The sequence below is a fragment of the Nonomuraea sp. B208 genome, from assembly GCF_057536035.1.
The window spans coordinates 60271-82746 of record NZ_BAAJOU010000003.1 but is presented as its reverse complement, the minus strand read 5'-3'; the positions used below and the strand labels follow the sequence as shown (position 1 = coordinate 82746).

Here is a 22476-nt window from a genome sequence, read left to right as displayed (position 1 = left end):
TCACCAGCCTCCTGACCGGGGGCCCTTTCAGAGATGACATGTCCGGGTAACACTGGTGGGCATGTCATCGGGCCAGGATCATCCGCGCCTGCCCCTGCCCCTGCTGCGCGGGCGCGGCGACGAGGAGAGCGTGCTGCTGCGGCTGCTCGGCGACGCCCGCGACGGGCGGGGCGGCGCGCTGCTGCTGACGGGCGTGGCGGGCATCGGCAAGACGGCGCTGCTCGACCTGGCCGTGGCCCGCGCCACGCCCGATTTTCTGGTGCTGCGGGTGTCCGGTGTGATGGCGGAGTCGCGGCTGCCGTACGCGGGCCTGCACGGCCTGCTCGGCCCGATCGCCGCAGCGGCGGACGGGCTTCCCGAGGCGCAGGCCCGCGCTCTGCGGGAGGCTTTGGAGTCCGGTACGACGGCTCCCGGCCTGGCGCTGCCCGCCGCCGTGCTCGGGCTGCTGTCGGCGGTCGCCGCCGACATGAGCCCAGTGCTCGCGTGCGTGGACGACGTGGATCGCCTCGACGCGGCCAGCAGGGACGCGCTCGCGTTCGCGGCCCGCCGCCTGGGCCGGGCGCGCGTCGTCCTGCTGTTCGCCGCCCGGTCCCCGTCCGGGCTCGACGGGGTGCCGGCGCGGGCCGTCGGAGGGCTCGGGCAGGACGCCGTACGGGAGCTGGCCGCCGACCTGGCCCCCGAACGGCGGCTGCCGGAAGACCTGGTCGCGGCCCTCGACGCCGTCGCCCGCGGCAACCCGCTCGCGCTCACCGAGCTCGTCGGCTCGCTCACCCCCGACCAGCTCGCCGGGGTCGCCGCCCCGCCCACGGCGCTCCCGCGAAGCGGCCGGCTGTGGCGCGAGCACGCCGCGCTGCTCGCCGCGCTCCCCCGCGAGACCCGCCGGCTGCTGCTCCTGATCGCCGCCGACCCCGCCCTGGACGTGGCCACCCTCCTCCGGGCCGCCCGCCCCGCCTGCGCGCTGACCGCGCTCGAACCGGCCGAACAGGCCGGGGTCCTGCTCGCCGACGGCGACCGGTACGCCTTCCGCGACCCGGCCGTACGCGCCGTGGCCTACCAGGACGCCTCCCTGTCCGAACGCCGGCACGCCCACCGCCTTCTCGCCACCCTGCTCACCGAGCCCCCGTCCCGCCACACCGCTGACCCGTCCTCCGGCACGCGGCTGCGCCGGGCCTGGCACCGGTCGTGGGCGCCGGACGCCCCCGCCGCGCGCGTCGCCGACGACCTGGCCGCCGCCGCCCTGGCCGCGCGTCCCCTGGACGACCACCCGGAGCCGTACCTGGCGCTGGAACGCGCCGCCGACCTCACCACGCACCCCATGCTCAAGGCCGAGCGCCTGGCCGCCGCCGCCCGCCTCGCCTGGACCTCCGGCCGCCCCCAGGCCGCCCGTTCCCTCCTCGCCCGGCTGCGCGCCCTGCCCGCCCCCGGCCTGGCCCCGCCCGACGAGCTGCGTGGCCGCGTACAGTTCCTGCGCGGCAGCCTCGAACTGCTCGGCGGCGAGACGGGCAGCGCCCGCGAGGAGCTGCTGGCCGCCGCCGGCCGGCTGCTGGACGGCGAGCAGCGCATGCTCGGCGTCCGCGCCCTGGTCCGGGCCGCCGACGCCAGCTACCGCGCGGGCGACATCAGGGCGTTCATCGCGATCGCCCGCCACGCCGCCGCGCTCCGCCGCCCGGACGAGAGCGCCCCCACGGAGCTGATGTTCGAGTACCTGGCGGGCATGGCGGCCACGCTCAGCGGCTCGCACGAGGAGGCCGCGGGCCCGCTCCGGCGCGTGGTCGAGCTGGCCGGATCCGTACAGGACCCGTCCGTGCTGGTCTGGGCGTGCGTGGCCAGCATGCTGCTCGGCGAGGGCGCCATCGCCCACCGCCTGTCGGCGCGCGCCGTCGAGTCCGCCCGGGTCCGGGGCGTCGCCTCCGCGATCCCCCAGCTCCTTGAGTACATGATCTACCCGGACTACTGGACCGGCCGCTACGCCTCGCTCGCCGAGACCGCCGCCCGCGGGCTGCGCCTGGCGCAGGAGACCGGGCAGCTCAACACGGCGGCCCAGCACCTCGCCTGGCTGGCAATCACCGCGGCCGTGGAGGGCGACCAGGAGGCCTGCCGGGTACGCGCCGACGCCGCCATCGACCTCGCCGACGCCCACGACCTCGGCCTCGCGGGCGCGATCGGCAACTGGGCGCTCGCCTACCTCGACCTGGCCGCCGGCCGCCCCGGCGACGCCGCCCAGCGGCTGCGCGCCGAACGCCGCAACAGCCACGTCGTCATCCGGGTCATGGCGACGCCGCACCTGATCGAGGCGTGCGCGCGTACCGGCGACCGCGAGCGGGCGTCCGCCGCGCTGCGCGTGCTCGAACGCTGGGTCGGCAGCACCCGCAGCCCCGATCTGCGCGCTCTCGTAGCCCGCTGCCGCGCGCTGCTCGCCCCGGCGGGCGAGGGCGACGAGCTGTTCCTGGAGGCGCTGGAGCTGCACGGGCAGGGGTTGTGCGAGTTCGAGACGGCCCGCACCCGGCTGCTGTACGGGAGCGCGCTGCGCCGCGAGCGCCGCCCCGGCGCGGCCCGCACCCATCTGCACGCCGCCCTGGAGACGTTCGAACGGTACGGCGCCCGCCTGTGGACCGGCCAGGCGCGGGCCGAGCTGCGCGCCTCGGGCGACACGACCCACCCCACCGCCGCCGCCCCGGGCACGGCCGCTCCCCTCACCGCGCAGCAGCTCCAGATCGCCAGGATGGTCGCCGGGGGCGCGACCAACAAGGAGATCGCCGAGCAGCTCTTCCTGAGCCGCCGCACCGTCGAGCACCACCTGCGCAACATCTTCAGCCGGCTCGGCGTACGCTCACGGGTCGAGCTGACCCGCCTGTTCATTTCGTGAACGTGAACCGGTGATTACACCGATGCGCGCCTGACTGCCGCTCCCAACAATGACGAGGTACGGCAGTAACCCCCCGACGTGCAGGGAGTATGACGACGTGCAGCTCTCCACCCCCCACCGCGGCGCGCGAACGTTGACCAAACTCGCCCTCGCCCTCGCCCTCGCCGCCGGCGGCGTCGCGACCGCCGCGCCGGCCCAGGCCGCGAGCCCGTACGAGCGCGGCCCCAACCCCACGGACTCCCTGCTGGAGGCGAGCCGCGGCCCGTTCGCCACCGCCCAGCAGAGCGTCTCCTCGCTCAGCGTCAGCGGCTTCGGCGGCGGCGTGATCTACTACCCGACGGACACCAGCCAGGGGACGTTCGGCGCGATCGCGATCTCCCCCGGCTACACCGCCACCTGGGCCAGCCTGGCCTGGCTGGGCCCGCGGATCGCCTCGCACGGCTTCGTGGTCATCGGCATCGAGACCAACACGATCTACGACCAGCCCGCCAGCCGCGGCCGTCAGCTCCTCGCCGCGCTCGACTACCTGACGCAGCGCAGCTCGACCACGATCCGCAGCCGCATCGACAGCTCACGCCTGGCCGTGGCCGGGCACTCGATGGGCGGCGGCGGCACGCTCGAAGCCGCGAACAGCCGCCCGTCGCTGCAGGCCGCCGTGCCGCTCGCGCCGTGGAACCTCACCAAGTCGTGGAGCGGCGTCCGCGTCCCCACCATGATCATCGGCGGTCAGGCGGACACCGTCGCCCCGGTCGCCACCCACTCCCAGCCCTTCTACACCAGCATCCCGTCCTCGTCCGAGAAGGCGTACCTGGAGCTGGCCGGCGCCAGCCACTTCTTCCCGCAGACCACGAACACCACCATGGCCAAGTCGATGGTGGCCTGGCTGAAGCGCTGGGTGGACGACGACACCCGCTACGACCCGTTCCTCTGCCCGGCCCCGCGCGGCCTCGCCATCTCCGAGTACCGCGACACCTGCCCGAACGGCTGACCCGCCGAAGAACGACGACGGCCGCTCCCGGCGACGGGGGCGGCCGTCCGCCGTCAGTCGCCCTTGACGCACCTGGCGACGAGGAAGACCGGGTGCCGGGCGGCGTCCCGGCGTTCGGCGGTCCAGCTCTCGGGCGGCTCGGGCTCGGCGAGGACGTCCAGCCGCAGTCCGTGGCGGCGGAACGTGTTGAGGTAGGTGGACAGCGTCCGGTGGTTGGCGCCGACCTGGCGGCGGAGCGCGGACAGCTCGCCGTCCGCCCGCCACCAGCCCTCGTCGTGGTAGCGGCCCCCTTCCGGCCAGGACCCCGAGACGTGGTGGCCGCCGGGGAAGCAGGGATGCAGGATCGAGCAGACGAACGTCCCCCCGGGGCGCAGGGCGCGGGCGGTCGCGTCGATGGCGGCGTCGAGGTCGTCGATGTCGGAGAGGCCGAAGTTGCAGGTCACGACGTCGTACGGGGACGCGGACAGCCAAGGCTGGTCCGGCGCCGTGAGGTCGGCGTGTACGTAGGTGATGCCCAGGGCGGATTCGCGTTCGGCCTCGCGGGCGACGGCGAGCAGGGCGGCGGAGACGTCCACGCCGGTGACGGTGGCGCGGCGGCGGGCGAGCTCGCGGGTGACGCGGCCGTGGCCGCAGGCGAGGTCGAGGACCCGGCGGCCGGCGATGGGCTCCGCGAGGGAGAGCAGGCGGAGTGAGGCCGGGTCGTCGATGGCGTCCGTCCAGCCGGACGCGTAGAAGTCGGCGACGGCGTCGTAGCGGGCGGCCTGGCGGGGCGACATGCGTACGACGGTATGCGCCGGCCGGCGGGGCGGGCCAGGGTTGTTCACGCTCGGCAAAGAGTGCTTCATGGCGGGGCACCGATCGGGTCTCGGCAGGGGTGGGGGCGGGGCCGGTTGGAGGAGGATCGCCAGCGGGTCGGGCACGTACGCCACGTTCGTGCGGGGGGACGGGACGGAATGGGCATGCCGGGGATCGCGGCGGTCGTCGCGCTCGCAGTGCTGGGGGTCGGGGGCGGCGACTGTGGTGAGCGGCCGGCCCGGCCGGGCCTGATCGGTGGTGAGTCGGCCGCGGCCGCCGCGGGGCGGGCCCGGCGGGCCCCCGGTCCCGCCGGGGTCGCGACCGCGGGACCGCGGCTGGATCGGCCGGAGCGGAGTGAGTGGCGGTCCTGGACGGTTGACCGGCTGGGGCCGTTGGCCGCGGGAGAGCCGGAGGAGATGGGCGATCTCTCCGGCGAGCCGGGACCGGGCGGACCGCAGCCCGGCGGATCAGGGACGGTCGGTTCGCGGCCCAGCGGATCAGGCACCGGCGGGTCGCGGCCCGGCGGATCAGGGACCGGCGGATCAGGCACCGGCGGGTCAGGACCCGAACGCGAGGTCCGGTTGCGCGTCCGGCAGGAGGCGATGCCCGCGACGCTGCTCGCCGGGGAACGGGCGACCTTGCGGGTGACCGTCACCAACACCGGCCCCGCCGAAGCCGCCGACGTCACCGTCACCGACACCCTGGACCCCGCCCTCACCCCGGACCTCGCCGCCCTCCCCGACGGCTGCGACCGCGCCGGACGCGCCGTCACCTGCGGCGGACCGGGCACGGCCCTCCTCCCCGGCCAGAACCTGACCTACGACCTCCCCATCACCGTGGACCCGTCGCTCCGGGACGGGGTGGAGGTGGTCGCCCGCGCCGAGGCCACGGCCGGCCCCGAGGCGGCGCCGGCGGAGGTCGCGCTGCTGGCCGCCCCGGTACGGGCGTTCGCCGACGTGGAGCTCGTCCTGGCCGCCCCGCCCGCCGTGCACGCCGGTGACGTCATCGGCTACCTGCTCACCGTCACCAACCACGGCCCGGCCAGGGCCGCGGACGTCACGGTCCGGAGCCGGAACCGCGACCCGGGGGCCACGGTCACCGACCGCCCGGCCGCCGAGTGCCCCGGCAGCGGCCGTACGGTGGCCTGCGACCTCGGCGACCTGGCTCCCGGCGAGGTACGCACGCTCGCGCTCGCCATCGCCCCCGGCCCCACGGTCCCGTTCGAGAACTGCGCCACGGTCCGTACGGCGGGCCGCGACCGCGACCGCGCCGACAACCGCTCCTGCGCGTCCACCACGGTGGAGCCCGCCCCCGCGCCCGCGGAGCTCCCTCCTCCCCCGCCCGCCCGGCCGGAGCACCCGGACCACCCGGAGCCGCTCGCGGAGGCGTCGTACGACGAGCCGCCGCGGCAGATGGACGAGCCCTTCGCACCCGCAGCGGCGAAGGGCGGCCACGTGGTGATGGAGGAGGAGGAGCCGGGGCCGGCCGGCGAGGAGGTGTCGGCCGGCCTCCCGATGACGGGCGTGTCGTTGTGGATGCTGGTGCTCGGCGTCCCGGTCCTGCTCGCGATCGGCCTGATGGTGCGCTTCCTCGACCGGCAGGGGCGCGCGGGAAGGGCCCGCTGAGCCCGTCAGCGAGGAGTACGCGGCGGCGCGAGGGCGTCGCGCGTCCACGACCCGAGCACCAGCAGCGTCTTGGTGCCCGTCACGTCCCCGGCCCTGCGCAGCCGGTCGATGACCTGCTGGAGGTGGCCGAGGTCGCGTACCCGGACGTGGATCAGCGCGTCCGGGTCACCGGCGATCGTGAAGACCTGCACCACCTCCTGCACCTCGGTCGCGGTCCTGACGATCTCGCTGACCGGCGTCGTCCCCGGGTAGCGCAGCTCGGTGAACGCCTCGATGCCCCAGCCGAGCTTGGCATAGTCGATCTGCACGGTGAAGCCGGTGATGACGCCGAGGTCGCGCAGCCGGTCGACGCGCCGCTTGACGGCGGCCACGGACAGCCCGACCAGCTCGGCCATCTCGGAGAACGTCCTGCGCCCGTCCTCCCTGAGCAGCCGCAGCACGTGGTGGTCGATCTCGTCCACCTCAGGCACGCCCGATCCCCTCCCTACGGCGCAAAGATGACCCGCTCCACGGGCGGTCTCCCTCATATTGTTTGCGTCTTCGGCGCACCTTCTCATCTAATACTTGCGCATACCAGTCCAGCTTGCTGTGCTGGGCGTCACAGCTGGGCATCACAACAGAACGGTTCAAGCCAGGAGGTAGCGCGTGGGCGCGAGCGTGACCCCCACCCCGGTGTCGCTCGACGACAAGTACACGGCGCGGGACGGCCGGGTGCTCATCTCGGGCGTCCAGGCCCTGGTCCGCCTGACCCTGGAGCAGCGGTGGCTGGACCGGGAGCGCGGGCTGGACACGCGGGCGTTCGTCTCCGGCTACCAGGGCTCGCCGCTGGGGGGCGTGGACCTGGAGATGGGGCGGGCCGCGCGCTTCCTGGACGAGGCGGGCGTGGTCTTCCGCCCGGGGCTGAACGAGGAGCTGGCCGCCACGTCGGTGGCCGGCACCCAGCTGCTCGGCCAGGTGCCGGGCCGCCGCCACGAGGGCGTGACCGGCTTCTGGTACGGCAAGAACCCCGGCCTCGACCGCGCCGCCGACGCCCTCAGGCACGCCAACGTGGCCGGCACCGCCCCGCTCGGCGGCGCCGTGGCCTGGATCGGCGACGACCCCGGCTGCAAGTCCTCCACGCTGCCCAGCTCGTGCGAGCCGATGTGCCAGAGCCTGTCGCTGCCGCTGCTCGCGCCCGGCTCGGTCGCGGAGATCGTCGAGTTCGGGCTGCACGCGGTGGCCATGTCCCGCGCCACCGGCCTGTGGACGGGGCTGAAGATCGTCGCCGACATCGCCGACGCCTCGGCCACCGTGGACCTCGGCCCGCTGCGCGCGGGCGTCCCGGTGCCGGAGCGCGTACCGGCCAAGCCCGCTCCCCTCCTGCTCGGAGCGGCCGCGCTGGACGCCGAGCACGACATGCTCACCCGCCGCCTCGACCTGGCCCGCGCCTACGCCCGCGAGCACGGGCTCAACCGGGTCATGTCGGGCGCGAACCAGACCCGGCTCGGCATCGTGGCCTCCGGCACCACCTACGCGGTGGTGCTGCGCGCCCTGGCCGACCTCGGCCTCGACGAGCGGGCCCGGGACGACCTGGGGCTGCGGCTGATCCGGCTGGCGATGCCGTTCCCGCTGGCGTACGACGACCTGGCGGCCATGACCGCCGGGCTCGACCGGGTGCTGGTGGTCGAGGACAAGGTCCCGTTCCTGGAGGGGCAGGTCAAGCAGGCCCTGTACGACGTCGAACGCCCCCCTGCGGTCTCCGGCCGCGACCTGCTGACCGCGCGCGGCACGCTGACCGCCGACGACGTGGCCGGGGCGATCGCGACCTGTGTCGGCCCCGACCGGCTGCCCCGGCAGGCCGTCACCATCCGGAAGGCGGGCCTCGCCGGGACGCGGCTGCCGATGGTGGCGGCCCGCACGCCGTACTTCTGCTCGGGCTGCCCCCACAACACCTCCACCCGCGCCGCCGACGACACGCTGGTCGGCGTCGGCATCGGCTGCCACGCGATGATCGCCCTGGACGGGCACGGGCGCGGCACCCAGGTCGGCCTCACCCAGATGGGCGGCGAAGGGGCGCAGTGGATCGGGCTGGCGCCGTTCACCGAGGACCGGCACTTCGTGCAGAACCTCGGCGACGGCACCTTCCACCACTCCGGCTCCCTCGCGATCAGGGCCGCCGTGGCGGCCGGGGTGACGATGACGTACAAACTGCTCTACAACGACGCCGTCGCCATGACCGGCGGCCAGCGCGCCGAGGGGCGGCTGGACGTGCCGGCGCTCACGCACGAGCTGGCGATCGAGGGCGTACGCCGGATCGTGGTCACGACGCCGGAGCCGGAGACGTACAAGGGGGTGCGGCTGGCGGGCATCGCCTCCGTACGGCACCGCGACGAGCTGGCCGCCGCCGAGCGCGAGCTCGCGGCGCTCGACGGGGTGACGGTGCTCATCCACGACGACCGGTGCGCCGCCGAGGAGCGGCGGCTGCGCAAGCGCGGCAAACTGCCCACGCCCACCCGCAAGGTCGTGGTGAACGAGCGGGTCTGCGAAGGTTGCGGCGACTGCGGCGAGGCGTCCACGTGCCTGTCCGTGCAGCCCGTCGAGACCGAGTACGGCCGCAAGACCCGCATCCACCAGGCGTCCTGCAACTCCGACCTGAGCTGCCTGAAGGGCGACTGCCCGTCGTTCCTGCTGGTGGAGCCGGGTGCCGGGCCCGCCGCCCGTGAGCTGCCCGCGCTTCCCGTCGATCCGCCCGAGCCGGAACGGCCTCATGGCGACGTGCTGATCAGGATGCCGGGCATCGGCGGCACCGGCGTCGTCACCGTCTCGCAGATCCTCCAGATGGCCGCGCACCTCGACGGGCTGCACGCGGCCGGGCTGGAGCAGACGGGCCTGGCGCAGAAGGGCGGGCCGGTGGTGAGCGACGTACGCATCTCCGCCCGCCCGGCGGAGGGCTCGGTACGCGCCTCGCGCGGCCTCGCGGACGTGCTCATCGGCTTCGACGTGCTGGGCGCGGCCTCCGAGGCGAACCTGGCCGTGGCCGCCCCCGACCGTACGGCCGCCGTGCTCAACACGGCCGTCGTGCCCACCGCCGCCATGGTGACCGGCCGGCTGCCGGTGCCGGGCCACGCCTCCGCCGTCGCCCGGGTGCGGCAGGCGGCCCGCGAGGTCTTCTGCCTCGACGCGCACGAGCTGGCCGAGGCGCTGTTCGGCGACCACATGCCGGCGAACCTGCTGCTGCTCGGGGCCGCGTACCAGCGGGGCCTGCTGCCGGTGTCCGCCGAGGCCATCGAGCGGGCGGTCACGCTCAACCGGGCCGCGGTCGAGCAGAACCTCGCCGCCTTCCGCTGGGGCCGGGCCGCCGTCACCGACCCCGAGGCCGTCCGCCGGGCCGCGCTGCCGCCCGCCGAGGAGCCGGTGGAGAAGCTGGAGGAGGTGGTGGCCGTCCGCGCCGCCGACCTGACCGGCTACCAGAACGCGGCCTACGCCCGCTCGTACGCCGACGAGGTCCGCAGGATCGCCGAACGGGCCACCGAGCGCGCCGGCGAGGAGGCGGGCACGGCGATCGCCCTCGCCTACGCGCGCGGCCTGCACAAGCTGATGGCGTACAAGGACGAGTACGAGGTCGCCCGCCTCCACCTCGACCCCGCCGAGCGGGCCAGGCGTGAGCGCGAGCACGGCGCCGACGCGAAGGTGTCGGTGCTGCTGCACCCGCCGGTGCTGCGCGCGATGGGCATGAAGCGCAAGATCGAGCTGCGCCGTACGGCTCCGGTGCTGTTCCGCGGGCTGCGGGCGGCGCGGGTGCTGCGCGGGACGGCGTTCGACGTGTTCGGGCTGGCGAAGGTGCGGCGCGTCGAGCGCGAGCTGGTCGGCGAGTACCGCGAGCTGGTGCGCGCCGCCCTCGACCGGCTCACCCCGGCCACCGCCGCCGCGGTCACGGAGGTCGCCGGGCTGCCCGAGCTGATCCGCGGGTACGAGGACATCAAGCTGGCCCGCGTCGCCGAGTTCCGCGAACGCGCGGCGGCCGCGCTGGCCCGCCTGCGGGAAGCACCCGTCCCGAGCCAGGATTCCGCCCCTCGTCAGGAGGAAGTGTGACAGTCGAGCGCCTGCTGCCGAACCAGGACGCCGAGGACCTCATCGAGCTGACCCGCGAGATCGCCGACAAGGAGCTCGCCCGCCGGGTCGACGAGCACGAACGCGCCGAGACCTACCCGGAGGGGCTGTTCGCCACGCTGGGCGAGGCGGGGCTGCTCGGGCTGGCGTACCCGGAGGAGCAAGGGGGCGGCGGCCAGCCGTACGAGGTCTACCTGCAGGTCATCGAGGAGCTGGCGATGCGCTGGGCGTCGGTCGCGGTCGCGACCAGCGTGCACACGCTGGCCTGCTTCCCCGTGGCCACGTACGGCAGCGCCGAGCAGCGGGCGCGCTGGCTGCCCGACATGCTGGCCGGGCGGATCATCGGCGGCTACAGCCTGTCGGAGCCGCAGGCCGGCTCGGACGCCGGCGCGCTCACCTGCAAGGCCGAACGGGTCGCGGACGGCTACCGGGTGACCGGCAACAAGGCGTGGATCACGCACGGCGGCATCGCCGACTTCTACGCGCTGTTCGCCCGCACGGGGACGGGCTCGCGCGGCGTCTCCTGCTTCCTCGCGCCCGGCCGCGCCGACGGCCTGACCTTCGGCCGGCCCGAGGAGAAGATGGGCCTGCACGCCGTACCGACCACCGCCGCCCACTACGACGGCGTCCTCCTGGAGCCCGACCGGCTGATCGGCGAGGAGGGCCAGGGGCTGCAGATCGCCTTCAGCGCCCTCGACAGCGGCCGCCTCGGCATCGCCGCCTGCGCGACCGGCCTCGCCCAGGCCGCCCTGGACGAGGCGGTGGCCTACGCCAAGGAGCGCCGCACGTTCGGCAAGAAGATCATCGACCACCAGGGCCTGGGCTTCCTGCTCGCCGACATGGCGGCCGCGGTGGACAGCGCGCGCGCCACGTACCTGGACGCCGCCCGCCGCCGCGACGCCGGCCTGCCGTACAGCCGCCAGGCGAGCGTCGCCAAGCTGGTCGCGACGGACGCGGCGATGAAGGTGACGACGGATGCGGTGCAGGTGTTCGGCGGGTACGGGTATACGCGGGAGTTCCGGGTCGAGCGGTACATGCGCGAGGCCAAGATCATGCAAATCTTCGAGGGCACCAACCAGATCCAGCGGTTGGTGATCAGCCGCCATCTGGCCAAGTAGCGACTGATGTGCGAGAACCCCGCTCCCCTGGGCCGGGAGGCGGGGTTCGGCCCGCTCTACTCATCAGAGTGTTCTCCGGTCTGACCTTTCTTGAGGTCGTCGAGGCCTCGCTGGCAGACGGCCAGTTGAATGTTCTCGCTGAGGGCGTTGGCGAGCACCACGCTGGCGACGATCGCCTCGTGGCAGGGCGGGGTTCCGTGCTGGCTGCAACCGCCTCGGGCAGCCGTACTGTTTCGGTTCTTGTACCAGCTCGAAGGCTGCGGGGCGAGGATCTCCACGATGGTCGATCTCATGACCCTCAACGTAGAAAGCCGCATCATCCGCGGCAACCCCCTCGGCGCCGACCAACGCCCGGGCTGCGGCTGGTGCCATTCTGGGCGTATGAAGACGGATCTTGCCCGGGGTGGTGGGGTCGGGCTGGTGGTCGGGGGCGTGGTCGGGTATCCGGTGTCGCGGCTGTACGTCGAGGACGTCGATGCGTACACCGTCCTGCCCCTGCTGGTCGTGGCCGTCGCGGTGGTCGTGCCCGTCGGGGTGTTGCTGGCCGTGTGGCTGCGGATCATCCGGCCGGTCCGCAGCGGGCTGCTCGCGGTCGTGTTGCTGGTGGTGTTGAAGGACGCTGTGGATCTGGTCGTGCCGGGTCCGAGTCCTCGGTTGGCGTTCGCGGGGTTCGTCGGGCTGGCGGTCGTGAGTTGTGCGGGGGCGGCCGCGCTGGCCAGTACCGAGGCGCTCATGCCTCGGGTCGTCGCGGCCGTGGTGGTGTGCGGGTGCGTGATCATGACGGCGACGGTCGAGCACCGGCGTACGGAGGCGTGGGAGCGGCGGCTGCGGGCGGACACCGTCGCCTCCTACGAGAAGTCCCTGCCGCTGGTGGTGCCCGAGGTGGTGCCGGGGCGGGTGCTGGTCCAGGTATGGACCATCGGCGATGACGTCCTGGCCCTCGACTACGCCAGGGGCCGGCGGAGCGAGGCCGACGTGTTCGTGCGGATCAGCGCCGGTGGGGATCCGGAGAAGGCGTGCGCGGAGTGGGAGCGGGACTTCGGGTCCTGCAGGCCAGCGACGGCGGATCGATGGTTCACGAAGAAGGGGGCGAACGGCAGGCAGGTGTTGTTCGCCAAGGTGGACGGGCGGCTGGTCGAGGTCGACTCGGCCGTGCTCGGCCCTGATGAGGCCCTGGTCGTCGCGGGTGGGCTGCGGGCGGTCAGCGCGGAGTACCTCGTCGACTTCGAGCATCCGCGCGACGGGTGATCGTCACCCAGTGGCGGGGGACGGCTCGTACGGGGGGAGGTTGAAGCGGGTGCGGATGGCCTGTTGGACGGTTGTCTTGTCGGCGCGGGCGTCCACCGTCATGACGTACTCCTTGCGCCGGAACAGCTCCAGCACCGGATCGGTCTTGTCGTGGTAGTCGCGCAGCCGGCGCGCCAGCGCGTCCGGGGTGTCGTCCGCTCTGGTGACCAGTTCGCCGCCGCACACGTCGCAGCGGCCCTCGGCCTCGGGGCGGTGGGCGATGAGGTTGTAGTCCATGCCGCAGCGGGAGCAGAGCCGGCGGGCGAGGACGCGGCGGCGGACCTCGTCGTCGGGCAGGTCGAGGTGGATGACGCCGTCGATGTCGTAGCTCTCCAGGAAGAACTCCGCCTGCCGGCGGTTGCGGGGGAAGCCGTCGATGACGAAGCCGAAGTTCCAGTCGTGGAGCTGGAGCCGGTCGCGTACGACGGACTCCACCAGGTCGTCGCCCACCAGCTCGCCGGCCGCGACCAGGCGGCGGACCTGGGCGCCGAGCTTGGTGTGGTTCTTGACGTGCCAGCGGAAGATGTCGCCGACGCTGATGTGCGTCAGGTCGAGGTCGCCCGCCAGCAGCGCGCTCTGGGTGCCCTTGCCGCTGCCCTGCACGCCCATGATCACGTACTTCCGCATGGCTCACGACCCTATGCGGCGGGGCGGGTGCGGCGATACGTAGATTTCCGGATGACCGGCGGGCGGCGCTTGCCTAGGGTCGGGCGGACCGTACCGAATGTACGCCTCGCGAGAAGGTGGGCACATGCGCGCGCTGACCGTGGTCCTGTCGTCCCTCCTCGTGGTGACGACCTTCGCCCCGCCCGCGACCGCGAAACCGGCCGCGGTCGGCCAGGCCGACGTCGTCTTCCAGCGGGCCGACTTCACCGCGGGCACGGCCGAGGGCACCGCCGCGGGTGACGGGCTGTCGTTCGTCTCGCCCGCGGGCACCACCTCCTACACCGACGCCCTCGGCACCAGGACCTGGGAGTACGCCCGCTGGACCGGCCCCGAGCGGGCGATCGGCTTCCCCGCCACCGAGCTGATCGCGTCCTGGACCGCCGACCTGCCGCCGGGGAGCTGGCTCCAGGTCGAGGCCCGCGCCAGGAACGCCGAAGGGCTGACGAAGTGGTACTCCCTCGGCCGCTGGGCCTACGCCGAGGGCGACATCCGCCGCACGTCGGTGGCCGGCCAGGGCGACGACGACGCCAGCGTGGCCGTGGACACGCTGGTCGCGGCGGCGGGCAAGCAGATGAGCGGCTACCAGCTCCGGCTGACGCTCTACCGGACGCCGGGCTCGTCGCTGACGCCGCGGGTGCGTACGTCCGGGGCGATGGCCTCCAACGTGCCCCAGCGCAAGACCGTGCCGGTCAGCCCCGGCGGCGGCGCCTGGGGCGTCGAGCTGGACGTGCCGCGCCGCTCCCAGAACGTCCACGTCGGCCACTACCCCGAATGGGACGGCGGCGGCGAGGCGTGGTGCAGCCCGACCTCCACCACGATGGTGCTCGGCTACTGGGGCAAGTGGCCGAGCGCGCAGGACACCGCGTGGGTGGACCCGTCCGACCCCGATCCCGAGGTCGACTACGCGGCCCGCTACACCTACGACCACGCCTATCAGGGCGCCGGCAACTGGCCGTTCAACACCGCCTACGCCGGCCGCTACGGCCTGGACGGCTTCGTCACCCGGCTGCGTTCGCTGACCGAGCTGGAGCTGCTGATCAAGGCGGGGGTGCCGGTCATCACCTCGCAGTCGTTCAAGAAGAGCGAGCTGCCCGGCGCCGGCTACGGCACCAACGGCCACCTCATGGTGGTCGTCGGCTTCACGGCGGACGGCGACGTCATCGCCAACGACCCGGCCTCGTCCAGTAACGCCGCGGTGCGGCGCGTCTACCCGCGCGCCGACTTCGAGAACGTCTGGCTGCGCAGCTCCAGCAGCGGCGGCGTCGCCTACGTCATCCACCCGGCGGGCCACGCCCTGCCCGCCACGACGCCGGGGCTGCCCGCCAACTGGTGAGCCGGTCCGGGAGGCAGAGGGGTCCGTCCTCCGGGCCCCTCGACGCCGGCCGGAGACTTCCGTACCGTTACAGCCCTCAGTGGCCACCCCCGACTGCCCGCCGTGGAGCTCCGATGACAGAGGACGATTCGGCGATTTCGGAGAGAACCCGTGTGGTTCGTTCCCGTTGGAACGGTCCACCGCTGTTGCTCGCCTCCGACGGGGCGAGGGCCGTGGTGGCGGGCACCGGGGCGCACCCGCCGGCCTCGCGGCTGCCCGTGGCCCCCGCCGTTCCCGCCACGGTCGGCGACCTCGGCCGGTGCCTGGTCGAGCGGGCCGGGCTCGCGCCCGCCCAGCTGACCGTGCTGGTCGATCCCGCCACCCCGGCCGTCCTCGGCGAGGCGCTGGAGCGGGCGGCGCGGGAGGCCGGCTCGGTGCTGCTGTTCCACTACTCCGGGTACGGGATCTTCGCCCCGGACGGCGAGCTGTACCTGGCCACGCGCGCCACCGTCGATCTCGCGCAGGGCGAGCCGGGTCGTCAGGCGCTGCCCTTCGGCGTCGTACGGCAGGTGCTGGCGGGGGCGGCGGCCGAGCTGGCCGTCGTGGTGCTCGACTGCTGCTTCACCGGGGGCGGCCGCCCGGTGCCCGCCAGGGCGATGGACCGGGTGTTCGAGGGGATGGGCCGGGCGTACGTGCTGGCCTCGGCGAGCAGGGACGCGAACGGGTGGGCGCTGCCCGGCGTACGGCACACCGCGCTCGGCGGGGCGCTGCTGCGGCTGCTGAGCGAGGGCGACCCCGACGGGCCGGCCGCCTTCACCCTGGACCAGGTTCATCATCGGCTGGCTCGCGCGCTGCCCGCCGCCGGTTTCTCCCGGCCGCGCCGGATCGCCGGGAGCGTGGGGTCCCCGGCGCCGCTCGCGCCGAACCCGGCTCATCGGCCGGGGCCGGTGGTGCCCGTGCCCGCCGGGGGTCCGCCGGCGAGCCCGTACCGGGGGCTGGCGGCGTACGGGGTGGAGCACGCGGAGCTGTTCTTCGGGCGTGAGGCGCTGGTCCGGTCGTTGATGGAGCGGGTGGGCGGTGGGCCGGTCGTGGTGACCGGGCCGTCCGGGTGCGGGAAGTCGTCGGTGTTGCGGGCCGGGCTCGTGCCGGCGTTCCTGGCGTCGCGGTCCCCGGGCGGGGAGGCGGCCGGTGTCGTCGTGTTCGCGCCGGGCGCCGACCCGCTCGGCGCGCTGGCCCGCGAGCTGGGCGCGCTCGGCGGCGGCGATCCGGTACGGCTGCGCGCGGTCATCGAGTCCGATCCCGGAGCGGCGGCGCGCGCCCTGCCGGCCGGGCGGGTGCTGGTGGTCGTGGACCCGTTCGAGGAGGTGTTCACCGAGTGCGGCGATCCGGCCGGGCGGCGGCGGTTCGTGGCGGCGCTGGGCGAGCTGGCGCGGGCGGCGGCCGTGGTGGTCTCGGTGCGCAGCGAGCACTTCGGGGCGTGCGCGGCCTACCCGGAGCTGGTGGCGGCGCTGCGGCGGCCCGAGGTCGTGCCGCCGCCTGGCGAGGCCGAGCTGCGGGCCATGATCGAGCAGCCGGCGGCGCGGTGCGGGCTCCGGCTGGAGGCCGGGCTGGCGGAGCTGGTGCTGGAGGAGCTGCGGGCGTACGAGCCGGAGCTGGAACGGGCGGGGGGCGCGCTGCCGCTGCTGTCCCACGCGCTGTTCGCGACCTGGGAACGGCGGTCCGGTGACGTGCTCGCCATGGCCGACTACCGGGCGGCCGGCGGGGTCGCGGGAGCGGTGGCGGGGAGCGCGGAGGAGGCGCTGCGGGCGCTCGGGCCGGAGTTCGAGGGGATGGCGCGGGAGCTGCTGCTGCGGATGGTGCGTACGGACGGGGCCGCCGGAGCCGCCGGACGCCGGGTGTCCCTCGCCGCGCTGACCGGTGACGGGTCCGGGGAGGCGGCGTCCGTGCGGGCGCAGGTGCTCGCGGGGCTGGCCCGCTCGCGCCTGGTCACGGTGGACGGCGGGGAGGCGGGGCTGGTGCACGACGCGCTCATCCGCGCCTGGCCGCGGCTCGGCGGGTGGGTGGACGCCGAGCGGGCCGCCACGCTCGTGCGGCGGCGGCTCGCGGAGGACGCGCGGCGCTGGGACCGCGAGGGCCGCGACCCCGCCCAGCTGTACGCCGACACCCGCCTCGCCGCCGCCATCGCCCTCACCGGCGCTCCGCCCGGGCCCGCATCGCCGGACGCCGCGGAGGGGCGGGTGGACGACGGTGGAGCACTTCCCGCCGTGGGCTCGATGACGGTGCACGGCAAACTGGTCGCCGCCGGCCGGCGCCCGGCCCGGCGTCTCCCGCTCACGCGCCCCCGCCCGGAGGCGGCGGGTGACGGGCTGTCGGGGGTTGAGCGGGCGTTTCTTGCGACGTCCGGCCGGCGGCAGCGGCGGCGCGCGCTGGCGGGCCGGGCCGTGATCGTCGCGCTCTCCGTTCTCGTGCTGGCCGCGGCTACCGGCGCGGTGCTGCAGTGGCGGGCGGCGGGGCAGGCTGGGCGGCAGGAGCGGCAGGTCGGTGCGCAGCGGGACGAGGCGCTGTCCAGGCAGGTCGCCGCCTCCGCTGCCGCTCTGCCGGACGCGGCGCTGGCCGCGCAGCTCGGGCTTGCCGCCTATCGTCTCTCCCCCACCCCGGAGGCGAGGGGCGCGCTGCTCGGGGCGCTGTCGCGGCCGATCCCGTCGCGGCTGCTCGGTCACGCGGCCCCGGTGGAGCGGGTGGTGTACCGCCCGGACGGGCAGGTGCTCGCCACGGTGTCCGGTGACCGGACCGCTCGTCTGTGGAACGTCGCCGATCCCTTGCGGCCGAAGAGCGCGGGCGTCGTCACGGGCCACTCGGCGGGGCTGACGGCGGCGGCGTTCAGCCCGGAGGGGAAGGTGCTCGCGACGGCGTCCGCCGACGGCACCGCCCGCCTGTGGGACGCCGCCGACCCCGCGAGGCCGAAGCCGCTGGCGACGCTCAAGGGTCACGTGGGGCCGGTGCTGTCCGTCGCGGCGGCCCCCAAGGGCGGGCTGCTCGCCACGGCGGGCGCCGACCGGACGGTCCGTCTGTGGGACGTCGCCGCCCCCGCCGCCCCCAAGGCGGTCGCCGTGCTGAGGCAGCCGGGCGAGCCCGCTGACGTGGCCTTCAGCCCGGACGGCCGCATGGTCGCCGTCACCTCCGCGACCGGGGTCACGCTGCTCGACGTGCTGACGCCCGCCACGCCGGCGACCCTGGCCGCGTTCACGTCCCCGGACGGCGGCGCGGTGCGCAGTGTCGCGTTCAGCCCCGACGGGCGGAGTCTCGTCGCCGGGGCCGCCACGGGCGCGCTGCACGTGTGGAACATCGCGGCGGCCACGCTGACCGGCACCGCCGCCGGGGCCGGCGTCGCCGTGGAGGACGTGGCGTTCGGCCCGGACGGGGACGTTCTCGCCGCGGCCTCCGCCGACGGGGCCGTTCGCCTGTGGGACATCGCGACGCCGGGCGAGCCGCAGCCCGCCGCCGTCCTCACCCCGACGGTGAGTACGGCGACGGGGGTCGCGTTCAGCCCGGACGGCCGGACGCTCGCGACGGCCGGCGGCGACGGCGTGGCCCGGCTGTGGAACGTCGCCGATCCGGCCCGCGTGGCCGCCCGCGCCCGGCTGGGCCGGCACACGGCGCGGGTGAACGCCCTGGCCGTCGCCAAGGGCGGCGGCACCCTCGCCACCGTCTCCGACGACAAGACCGTGAAGCTGTGGGACATCGGCGACCCGGCCGCCGCGACGCCCGTCTCCACGCTGCGCGGCCACACCGGCGCCGTGGTCGGGGTGGCGTTCAGCCCGGACGACCGGTACGTGGTCTCGGCCGCGCTCGACGGCACGGCCAGGCTGTGGGAGGTGGCGCGGCCGGCGAACCCGAAGGCCGTCGCGACGATCCGGGGACCGGCGTCGGGGCTGCGGTCGGTGGCGTACGCCCCCGGAGGCAAGCTGGTGGCGGCGATCGGCGCGGACGGCCGGACGCAGCTCTGGGACGTGTCTGCCCCGTCCGCCCCGCGGCGGGTCGCGACGCCCGGTGCGGCGGCGGACGGCAGGCTGGACGCGCTCGCGTTCCGCCCGGACGGGAAGGTGCTGGCGACCGGGTCCGGCACCGCGTCCGTACATCTGTGGGAGGTGTCGAAGCCGGCCGCGCCGCGCCTGCTCGCCGACCTGACCGCGCAGCCGGGCGGCGTGCTGGGCCTGCGGTTCGCCCCCGACGGCCGTACCCTCGCGACGACCGGCGCGGACGGCGCGGCCGCCCTGTGGGACGTCGCCGCCCCGGAGCGGCCGAAGCGGCTGGCGCTGCTGCGCGGGCACACCGGCCCGGTGACGGCGGCGGCGTTCGGCGCGGACGGCCGGACGCTGGTGACCGCCTCCCGCGACCGTACGCTCCGGGTGTGGAACGTGGCCGACCGCGCCCGCCCGTCCCTGTGGGCGGTGCTGGCGGGTCCCGAGCCGGTGGACGACGTGGCGGCGACGCCGGACGGCGCCACGCTGGCCGCCACGTCGGGCGCGGCGGTCCAGCTCTGGGGTCTCGACGTCGAGCAGGCCGCCGCCACGGTGTGCGAGCGCGCGGGCAGCGCGATCACCCGCGAGGAGTGGGCGCAGTACGTCCCCGGCCGCCCCTACGCCCTCCCCTGCCCGGCGACGAGCTAGGGCTCAGGCCAGCCGCAGCACCCCCCAGTGGCTGGTGTCGAGGTAGCTGCGGCCGGTGGCGTCGTTCCAGGTGACGGCGGCGGTGCGGGCCGCGCCGGTGGCGTCGTTGACCTGCACATCGAAGCCGAGCAGCGTGCCGGGCCGCAGCGTCGCGGTCGGCAACGCGATGGCCGCCTCGACGACGTAGCCGCCGGGGACGGTGCGGGTCACGGCCCTGAGGTTGTCCTTGACGCCGGCCGCGTCGAAGGTGCCGCCGACGGTGAGCCGACCGGAGAAGCTGATCCGGTACTGCCCGTCGTCGTCGGTGTAGCCCTTGGTCTTGCCGTTGCCGGGGTCGACGAAGATCTCGACGGAGTCCTGCTCCCAGGCGTTCGGCGACTCCTCGCTGAGCGCGGGGTCGGTGACCTGGGCGAGCACGTACAGTGTGGAGCCGCTCCACAGCGCCCGGACCGTGGCGGTCGCCCCTGACGTGCCCTGGATCCAGGTGCCGGTGCGGATCTCGGGCGCGGCCCGCCAGGCCGGCTCCGCCACGCCGTCGAGCACGGGCGCGCGGTGGGCGGCGGTGGTGAGCTTCACGGCGGGCGCGGGGGTGACCTTCCCGGTCCAGGAGACGGCGGTGCCGCCGTCGCGTACGGTGACGTCCACGTCCGTGCCCTTGGGGACCAGGGCCTCGACGCGGTAGCCGGTGGGGGTCGGCCGGGCCGCGGCCTTGTGCCCGCCCAGCCGGGTGACGGTCCGGGCGACGCCGTCCACGGTGAACGTCACCCGGTCGGCGGCCGAGACGCTGCGGTCGGCGACCTCGGCGAGCACGTACATGCCGGCGGCCGTGGTGCGGGCCTGGAAGCCGGCCGACACCTCGCCCACGCGCGCGATCGGGGCGTCGGGCAGCAGGTCCCACTGCTGGTCGCGCTTGCCGTCGAGGACGACCTCGCCGGCCGGGGCCTCCAGGCGGCGCACCCGGGGCGGCAGCTTCGACGGGTCGGCCACGCCCCAGTACGCGGGCTTGGCCTGGAGGTCGCGGTCGAACAGCAGCGGCGCGTTGAGCCGGTTGATCGGCCAGGTGTTGAGCCAGCTCACGTCGTCGGATTCGCCCCAGACGGTGACGGAGGTGAGGTGCGCGGCCTGCCGGCGGAAGACGTCGAACAGCTCCTTGTAGCGGTGGCCCTGCTCGGCGATCAGCTCGCCGGGGATGGGGTCGTAGGAGGAGACGAAGTCGGTGTAGACGCTGACGTCGAGCTCGGTGACCTGCTGCTGGACGCCGAGGCCGGCGAAGCGCTCGATGGTGTCCTCGACGGAGGAGGCGGGCGGCTGCTCGATGTTGAGATGGAGCTGGTGGCCGACGCCGTGGATCGGCACGCCCTCGGCCTTGAGCCGCTTGACCAGCGCGTACAGGGCCTCGCGCTTGCGCGGGAACTCGGTGTTGTAGTCGTTGATGAACAGCTTGGCGGCCGGGTCGGCCTCGTGGGCGACGCGGAAGGCGGTGCGGATGAAGTCGAGGCCGGTGATCTCGTACCAGGGCGAGCGGCGCAGGCCGTCGGGCTGGTTCTCGTCCACGACCTCGTTGACGACGTCCCAGGCCGCGATCCTGCCCTTGTAGCGGGTGACGAGGGTGCGGACGTGGCTCTCCAGGCGGTTCAGCAGGGTCTGCTTGTCGGCCCCCTCGAACACCCAGGCCGGGGTCTGGCTGTGCCAGGCGAGGGTGTGGCCGCGGATCGTCATGCCGTGCCGCTCGCCGAAGGCCACGAGGTCGTCGGCGTCGGCGAAGGCGTACTCGCCCTCGCGGGGCTCGGTGGCGTCCCACTTCAGCTCGTTGCCGGGGGTGATGCCGTTGAAGTGCCTGGCCAGCAGCCGTGGACGCCGAAGGTGTCGGGGCGGGTGAGCGCGGAGCCCAGGGTGAAGGGCACGCGGTCCTTCAGCGCCGGGATGTCGGTCTGGATCGGCTTGGGCGCGACGTAGGTCAGCGCGAAGTCGTCGAGATGGAAGGGGAAGGTGCCGGTGTCGGACTCGACGTACAGGCTGAGGAAGTCGACGTCGCGCGAGAGCGTGTACGTCCCCGCGAGCCGCACCCACTCCCCCGCCGGGACGTCCGTGGGCGGCACGATCTGCTCGTAGCTGGGCGTGCCCGCGGTGCGCCGCTCGATCGACAGGCCGAGCCGGCCGGAGTCCACGCCGGCGCCGAGCCTGACCCACACCGACACGTCGTACTTGTCGCCCTTGCCGAGGCGGCCGAGCACGTTGAGCGCCGGGCCGTCCCAGGAGGCGGAGCGGCCGGTGACGGCGAGGCTCCTGGCGCCGCCGTGGGCGGCCTCGGCGGTGGCGGCGAGGGCGGCGGAGGCGCGCGGCGACCAGTCCTGGGTGGTGCCGTCCTCGAAGTCGGCGGCGACCGGCTCGCGGGTGGGGTCGCCCTGCGGGGCGAGCACGACGTCGTCGAGGTGGTAGCGGCCGGTGGCGTCGTCGCTCTCGGCGTAGAGCTGCAGGTCGGTGGAGTCGGCGGTGAACAGGTACGCGCCGGCCAGGCGGACCCACGCCCCGTCGGTGACGGTGGCGGCGGCGACCCGCTCGTACGTGGTCTCGCCCCCGGCGGGGGTGCGCTGCACGGTGAGCGCGATCGTCGCGGCCGGCTGCCCGGCGGCGAGCCGGACGTAAGCGCTCACCCGGTAGGTGACGCCCTTGACGAACGGCGCGGCGAGCGAGGCCCCGTGCCAGTTCGCGGTGCGGCCGGTGACGAGCAGCGAGGCGGCGCCGCCGTGGGCGGCCCCGGTCGTGGCGGCACGGAGACGCCGTCGCCGCGCGGGCTCCAGCCCTGCGTGGTGCCGTCCTCGAAGTCGTAGACGTGATCGGCGGCGGCCCGCGCGGGCGCGGCGGCCGCGAGGAACAGGACGGGCAGGAGTAAGGCCACCAGGGCCTGGAGGAGGGTGCGCACGGTGCTCCTGAAAGTTTCAGAAATCTCCCGATAAATAGCAGGCGGACTGTAGAGCCGGACGGCAGGGCGGTCAACACTCCTGCAACCGCTTGTTGCAGCAAACATGCAGTTTTACTGCATCCATTGACGGGTCAGCG

15 protein-coding genes are annotated in these 22476 nt (G+C 74.9%); 8 read left to right on the top strand and 7 right to left on the bottom strand.

Translation table 11 applies throughout. The features are described from left to right. The first annotated feature begins 61 nt into the window (after window positions 1-61). Both AC27IY_RS01665 and AC27IY_RS01660 read left to right on the top strand, forming a co-directional pair. On the top strand, window positions 62-2866 hold the full coding sequence (locus tag AC27IY_RS01665) for a LuxR C-terminal-related transcriptional regulator (RefSeq protein ID WP_487176893.1): 2805 nt from the start codon (window positions 62-64) through the stop codon (window positions 2864-2866). Between the two features lie 97 nt (window positions 2867-2963). Then, window positions 2964-3854, top strand: coding sequence for an alpha/beta hydrolase family protein (locus AC27IY_RS01660; RefSeq protein WP_371251045.1), 891 nt, complete (start codon window positions 2964-2966; stop codon window positions 3852-3854). A gap of 53 nt (window positions 3855-3907) precedes the next feature. Here the strand turns inward: AC27IY_RS01660 and AC27IY_RS01655 are convergent, their stop codons facing one another. Next, window positions 3908-4630, bottom strand: a complete 723-nt coding sequence (locus AC27IY_RS01655) for a class I SAM-dependent methyltransferase (RefSeq protein ID WP_487176892.1) — start codon at window positions 4628-4630, stop codon at window positions 3908-3910. Between the two features lie 183 nt (window positions 4631-4813). On the opposite strand from AC27IY_RS01655, the gene AC27IY_RS01650 reads away from it, so the two are divergent. Next, complete coding sequence (locus AC27IY_RS01650) at window positions 4814-6274, top strand: COG1361 family protein (RefSeq protein ID WP_487176891.1); 1461 nt, start codon at window positions 4814-4816, stop codon at window positions 6272-6274. A 5-nt stretch (window positions 6275-6279) separates the two neighbouring features. On the opposite strand, the gene AC27IY_RS01645 is transcribed toward AC27IY_RS01650, so the two are convergent. Then, window positions 6280-6744, bottom strand: a complete 465-nt coding sequence (locus AC27IY_RS01645) for an Lrp/AsnC family transcriptional regulator (protein WP_344204693.1) — start codon at window positions 6742-6744, stop codon at window positions 6280-6282. Between the two features lie 175 nt (window positions 6745-6919). Here AC27IY_RS01645 and AC27IY_RS01640 point away from each other — a divergent pair, with 175 nt between their 5' ends. Both AC27IY_RS01640 and AC27IY_RS01635 read left to right on the top strand, forming a co-directional pair. After that, window positions 6920-10345 (top strand): indolepyruvate ferredoxin oxidoreductase family protein, encoded by a 3426-nt coding sequence (locus AC27IY_RS01640; RefSeq protein WP_487176890.1) that lies wholly within the window; start codon window positions 6920-6922, stop codon window positions 10343-10345. Continuing rightward, complete coding sequence (locus tag AC27IY_RS01635; RefSeq protein ID WP_364451479.1) at window positions 10342-11481, top strand: acyl-CoA dehydrogenase family protein; 1140 nt, start codon at window positions 10342-10344, stop codon at window positions 11479-11481. The genes AC27IY_RS01640 and AC27IY_RS01635 overlap by 4 nt, the downstream gene beginning before the upstream one ends. Before the next feature lie 56 nt (window positions 11482-11537). Here AC27IY_RS01635 and AC27IY_RS01630 read toward each other — a convergent pair whose 3' ends face one another. Further along, the gene (locus AC27IY_RS01630; RefSeq protein WP_487176889.1) at window positions 11538-11774 is read right to left on the bottom strand and encodes a hypothetical protein; all 237 of its coding nucleotides are present in this window, start codon (window positions 11772-11774) and stop codon (window positions 11538-11540) included. Window positions 11775-11862: 88 nt separating this feature from the next. On the opposite strand from AC27IY_RS01630, the gene AC27IY_RS01625 reads away from it, so the two are divergent. Continuing rightward, window positions 11863-12729, top strand: coding sequence for a hypothetical protein (locus AC27IY_RS01625; protein WP_487176888.1), 867 nt, complete (start codon window positions 11863-11865; stop codon window positions 12727-12729). A gap of 3 nt (window positions 12730-12732) precedes the next feature. On the opposite strand, the gene AC27IY_RS01620 is transcribed toward AC27IY_RS01625, so the two are convergent. After that, window positions 12733-13395 (bottom strand): adenylate kinase family protein, encoded by a 663-nt coding sequence (locus AC27IY_RS01620; protein ID WP_423445112.1) that lies wholly within the window; start codon window positions 13393-13395, stop codon window positions 12733-12735. 124 nt (window positions 13396-13519) lie between these two features. Between AC27IY_RS01620 and AC27IY_RS01615 the strand changes: the two genes are divergently transcribed. Together AC27IY_RS01615 and AC27IY_RS01610 are read left to right on the top strand one after the other, a co-directional pair. After that, window positions 13520-14767: a C39 family peptidase gene (locus tag AC27IY_RS01615; protein ID WP_487176887.1), complete on the top strand. Its 1248-nt coding sequence runs from the start codon at window positions 13520-13522 to the stop codon at window positions 14765-14767. Window positions 14768-14919: 152 nt separating this feature from the next. After that, entirely contained in the window at window positions 14920-19416 is a 4497-nt protein-coding gene (locus AC27IY_RS01610; protein WP_487176886.1) for a caspase, EACC1-associated type, read from the top strand. A 3-nt stretch (window positions 19417-19419) separates the two neighbouring features. Here AC27IY_RS01610 and AC27IY_RS01605 read toward each other — a convergent pair whose 3' ends face one another. Genes AC27IY_RS01605 through AC27IY_RS01595 form a run of 3 tightly spaced genes read right to left on the bottom strand, consistent with a single transcriptional unit; the run spans window position 19420 to window position 22339 of the window. Continuing rightward, complete coding sequence (locus tag AC27IY_RS01605; protein WP_487176987.1) at window positions 19420-21222, bottom strand: endo-1,4-beta-xylanase; 1803 nt, start codon at window positions 21220-21222, stop codon at window positions 19420-19422. Continuing rightward, window positions 21219-22148 (bottom strand): carbohydrate binding domain-containing protein, encoded by a 930-nt coding sequence (locus AC27IY_RS01600; protein ID WP_487176986.1) that lies wholly within the window; start codon window positions 22146-22148, stop codon window positions 21219-21221. The genes AC27IY_RS01605 and AC27IY_RS01600 overlap by 4 nt, the downstream gene beginning before the upstream one ends. After that, window positions 22067-22339 carry a hypothetical protein gene (locus AC27IY_RS01595; protein ID WP_487176885.1) on the bottom strand — a complete coding sequence of 91 codons (273 nt, stop codon included), beginning with the start codon at window positions 22337-22339 and terminating at the stop codon, window positions 22067-22069. The genes AC27IY_RS01600 and AC27IY_RS01595 overlap by 82 nt, the downstream gene beginning before the upstream one ends. Window positions 22340-22476 lie beyond the last annotated feature (137 nt).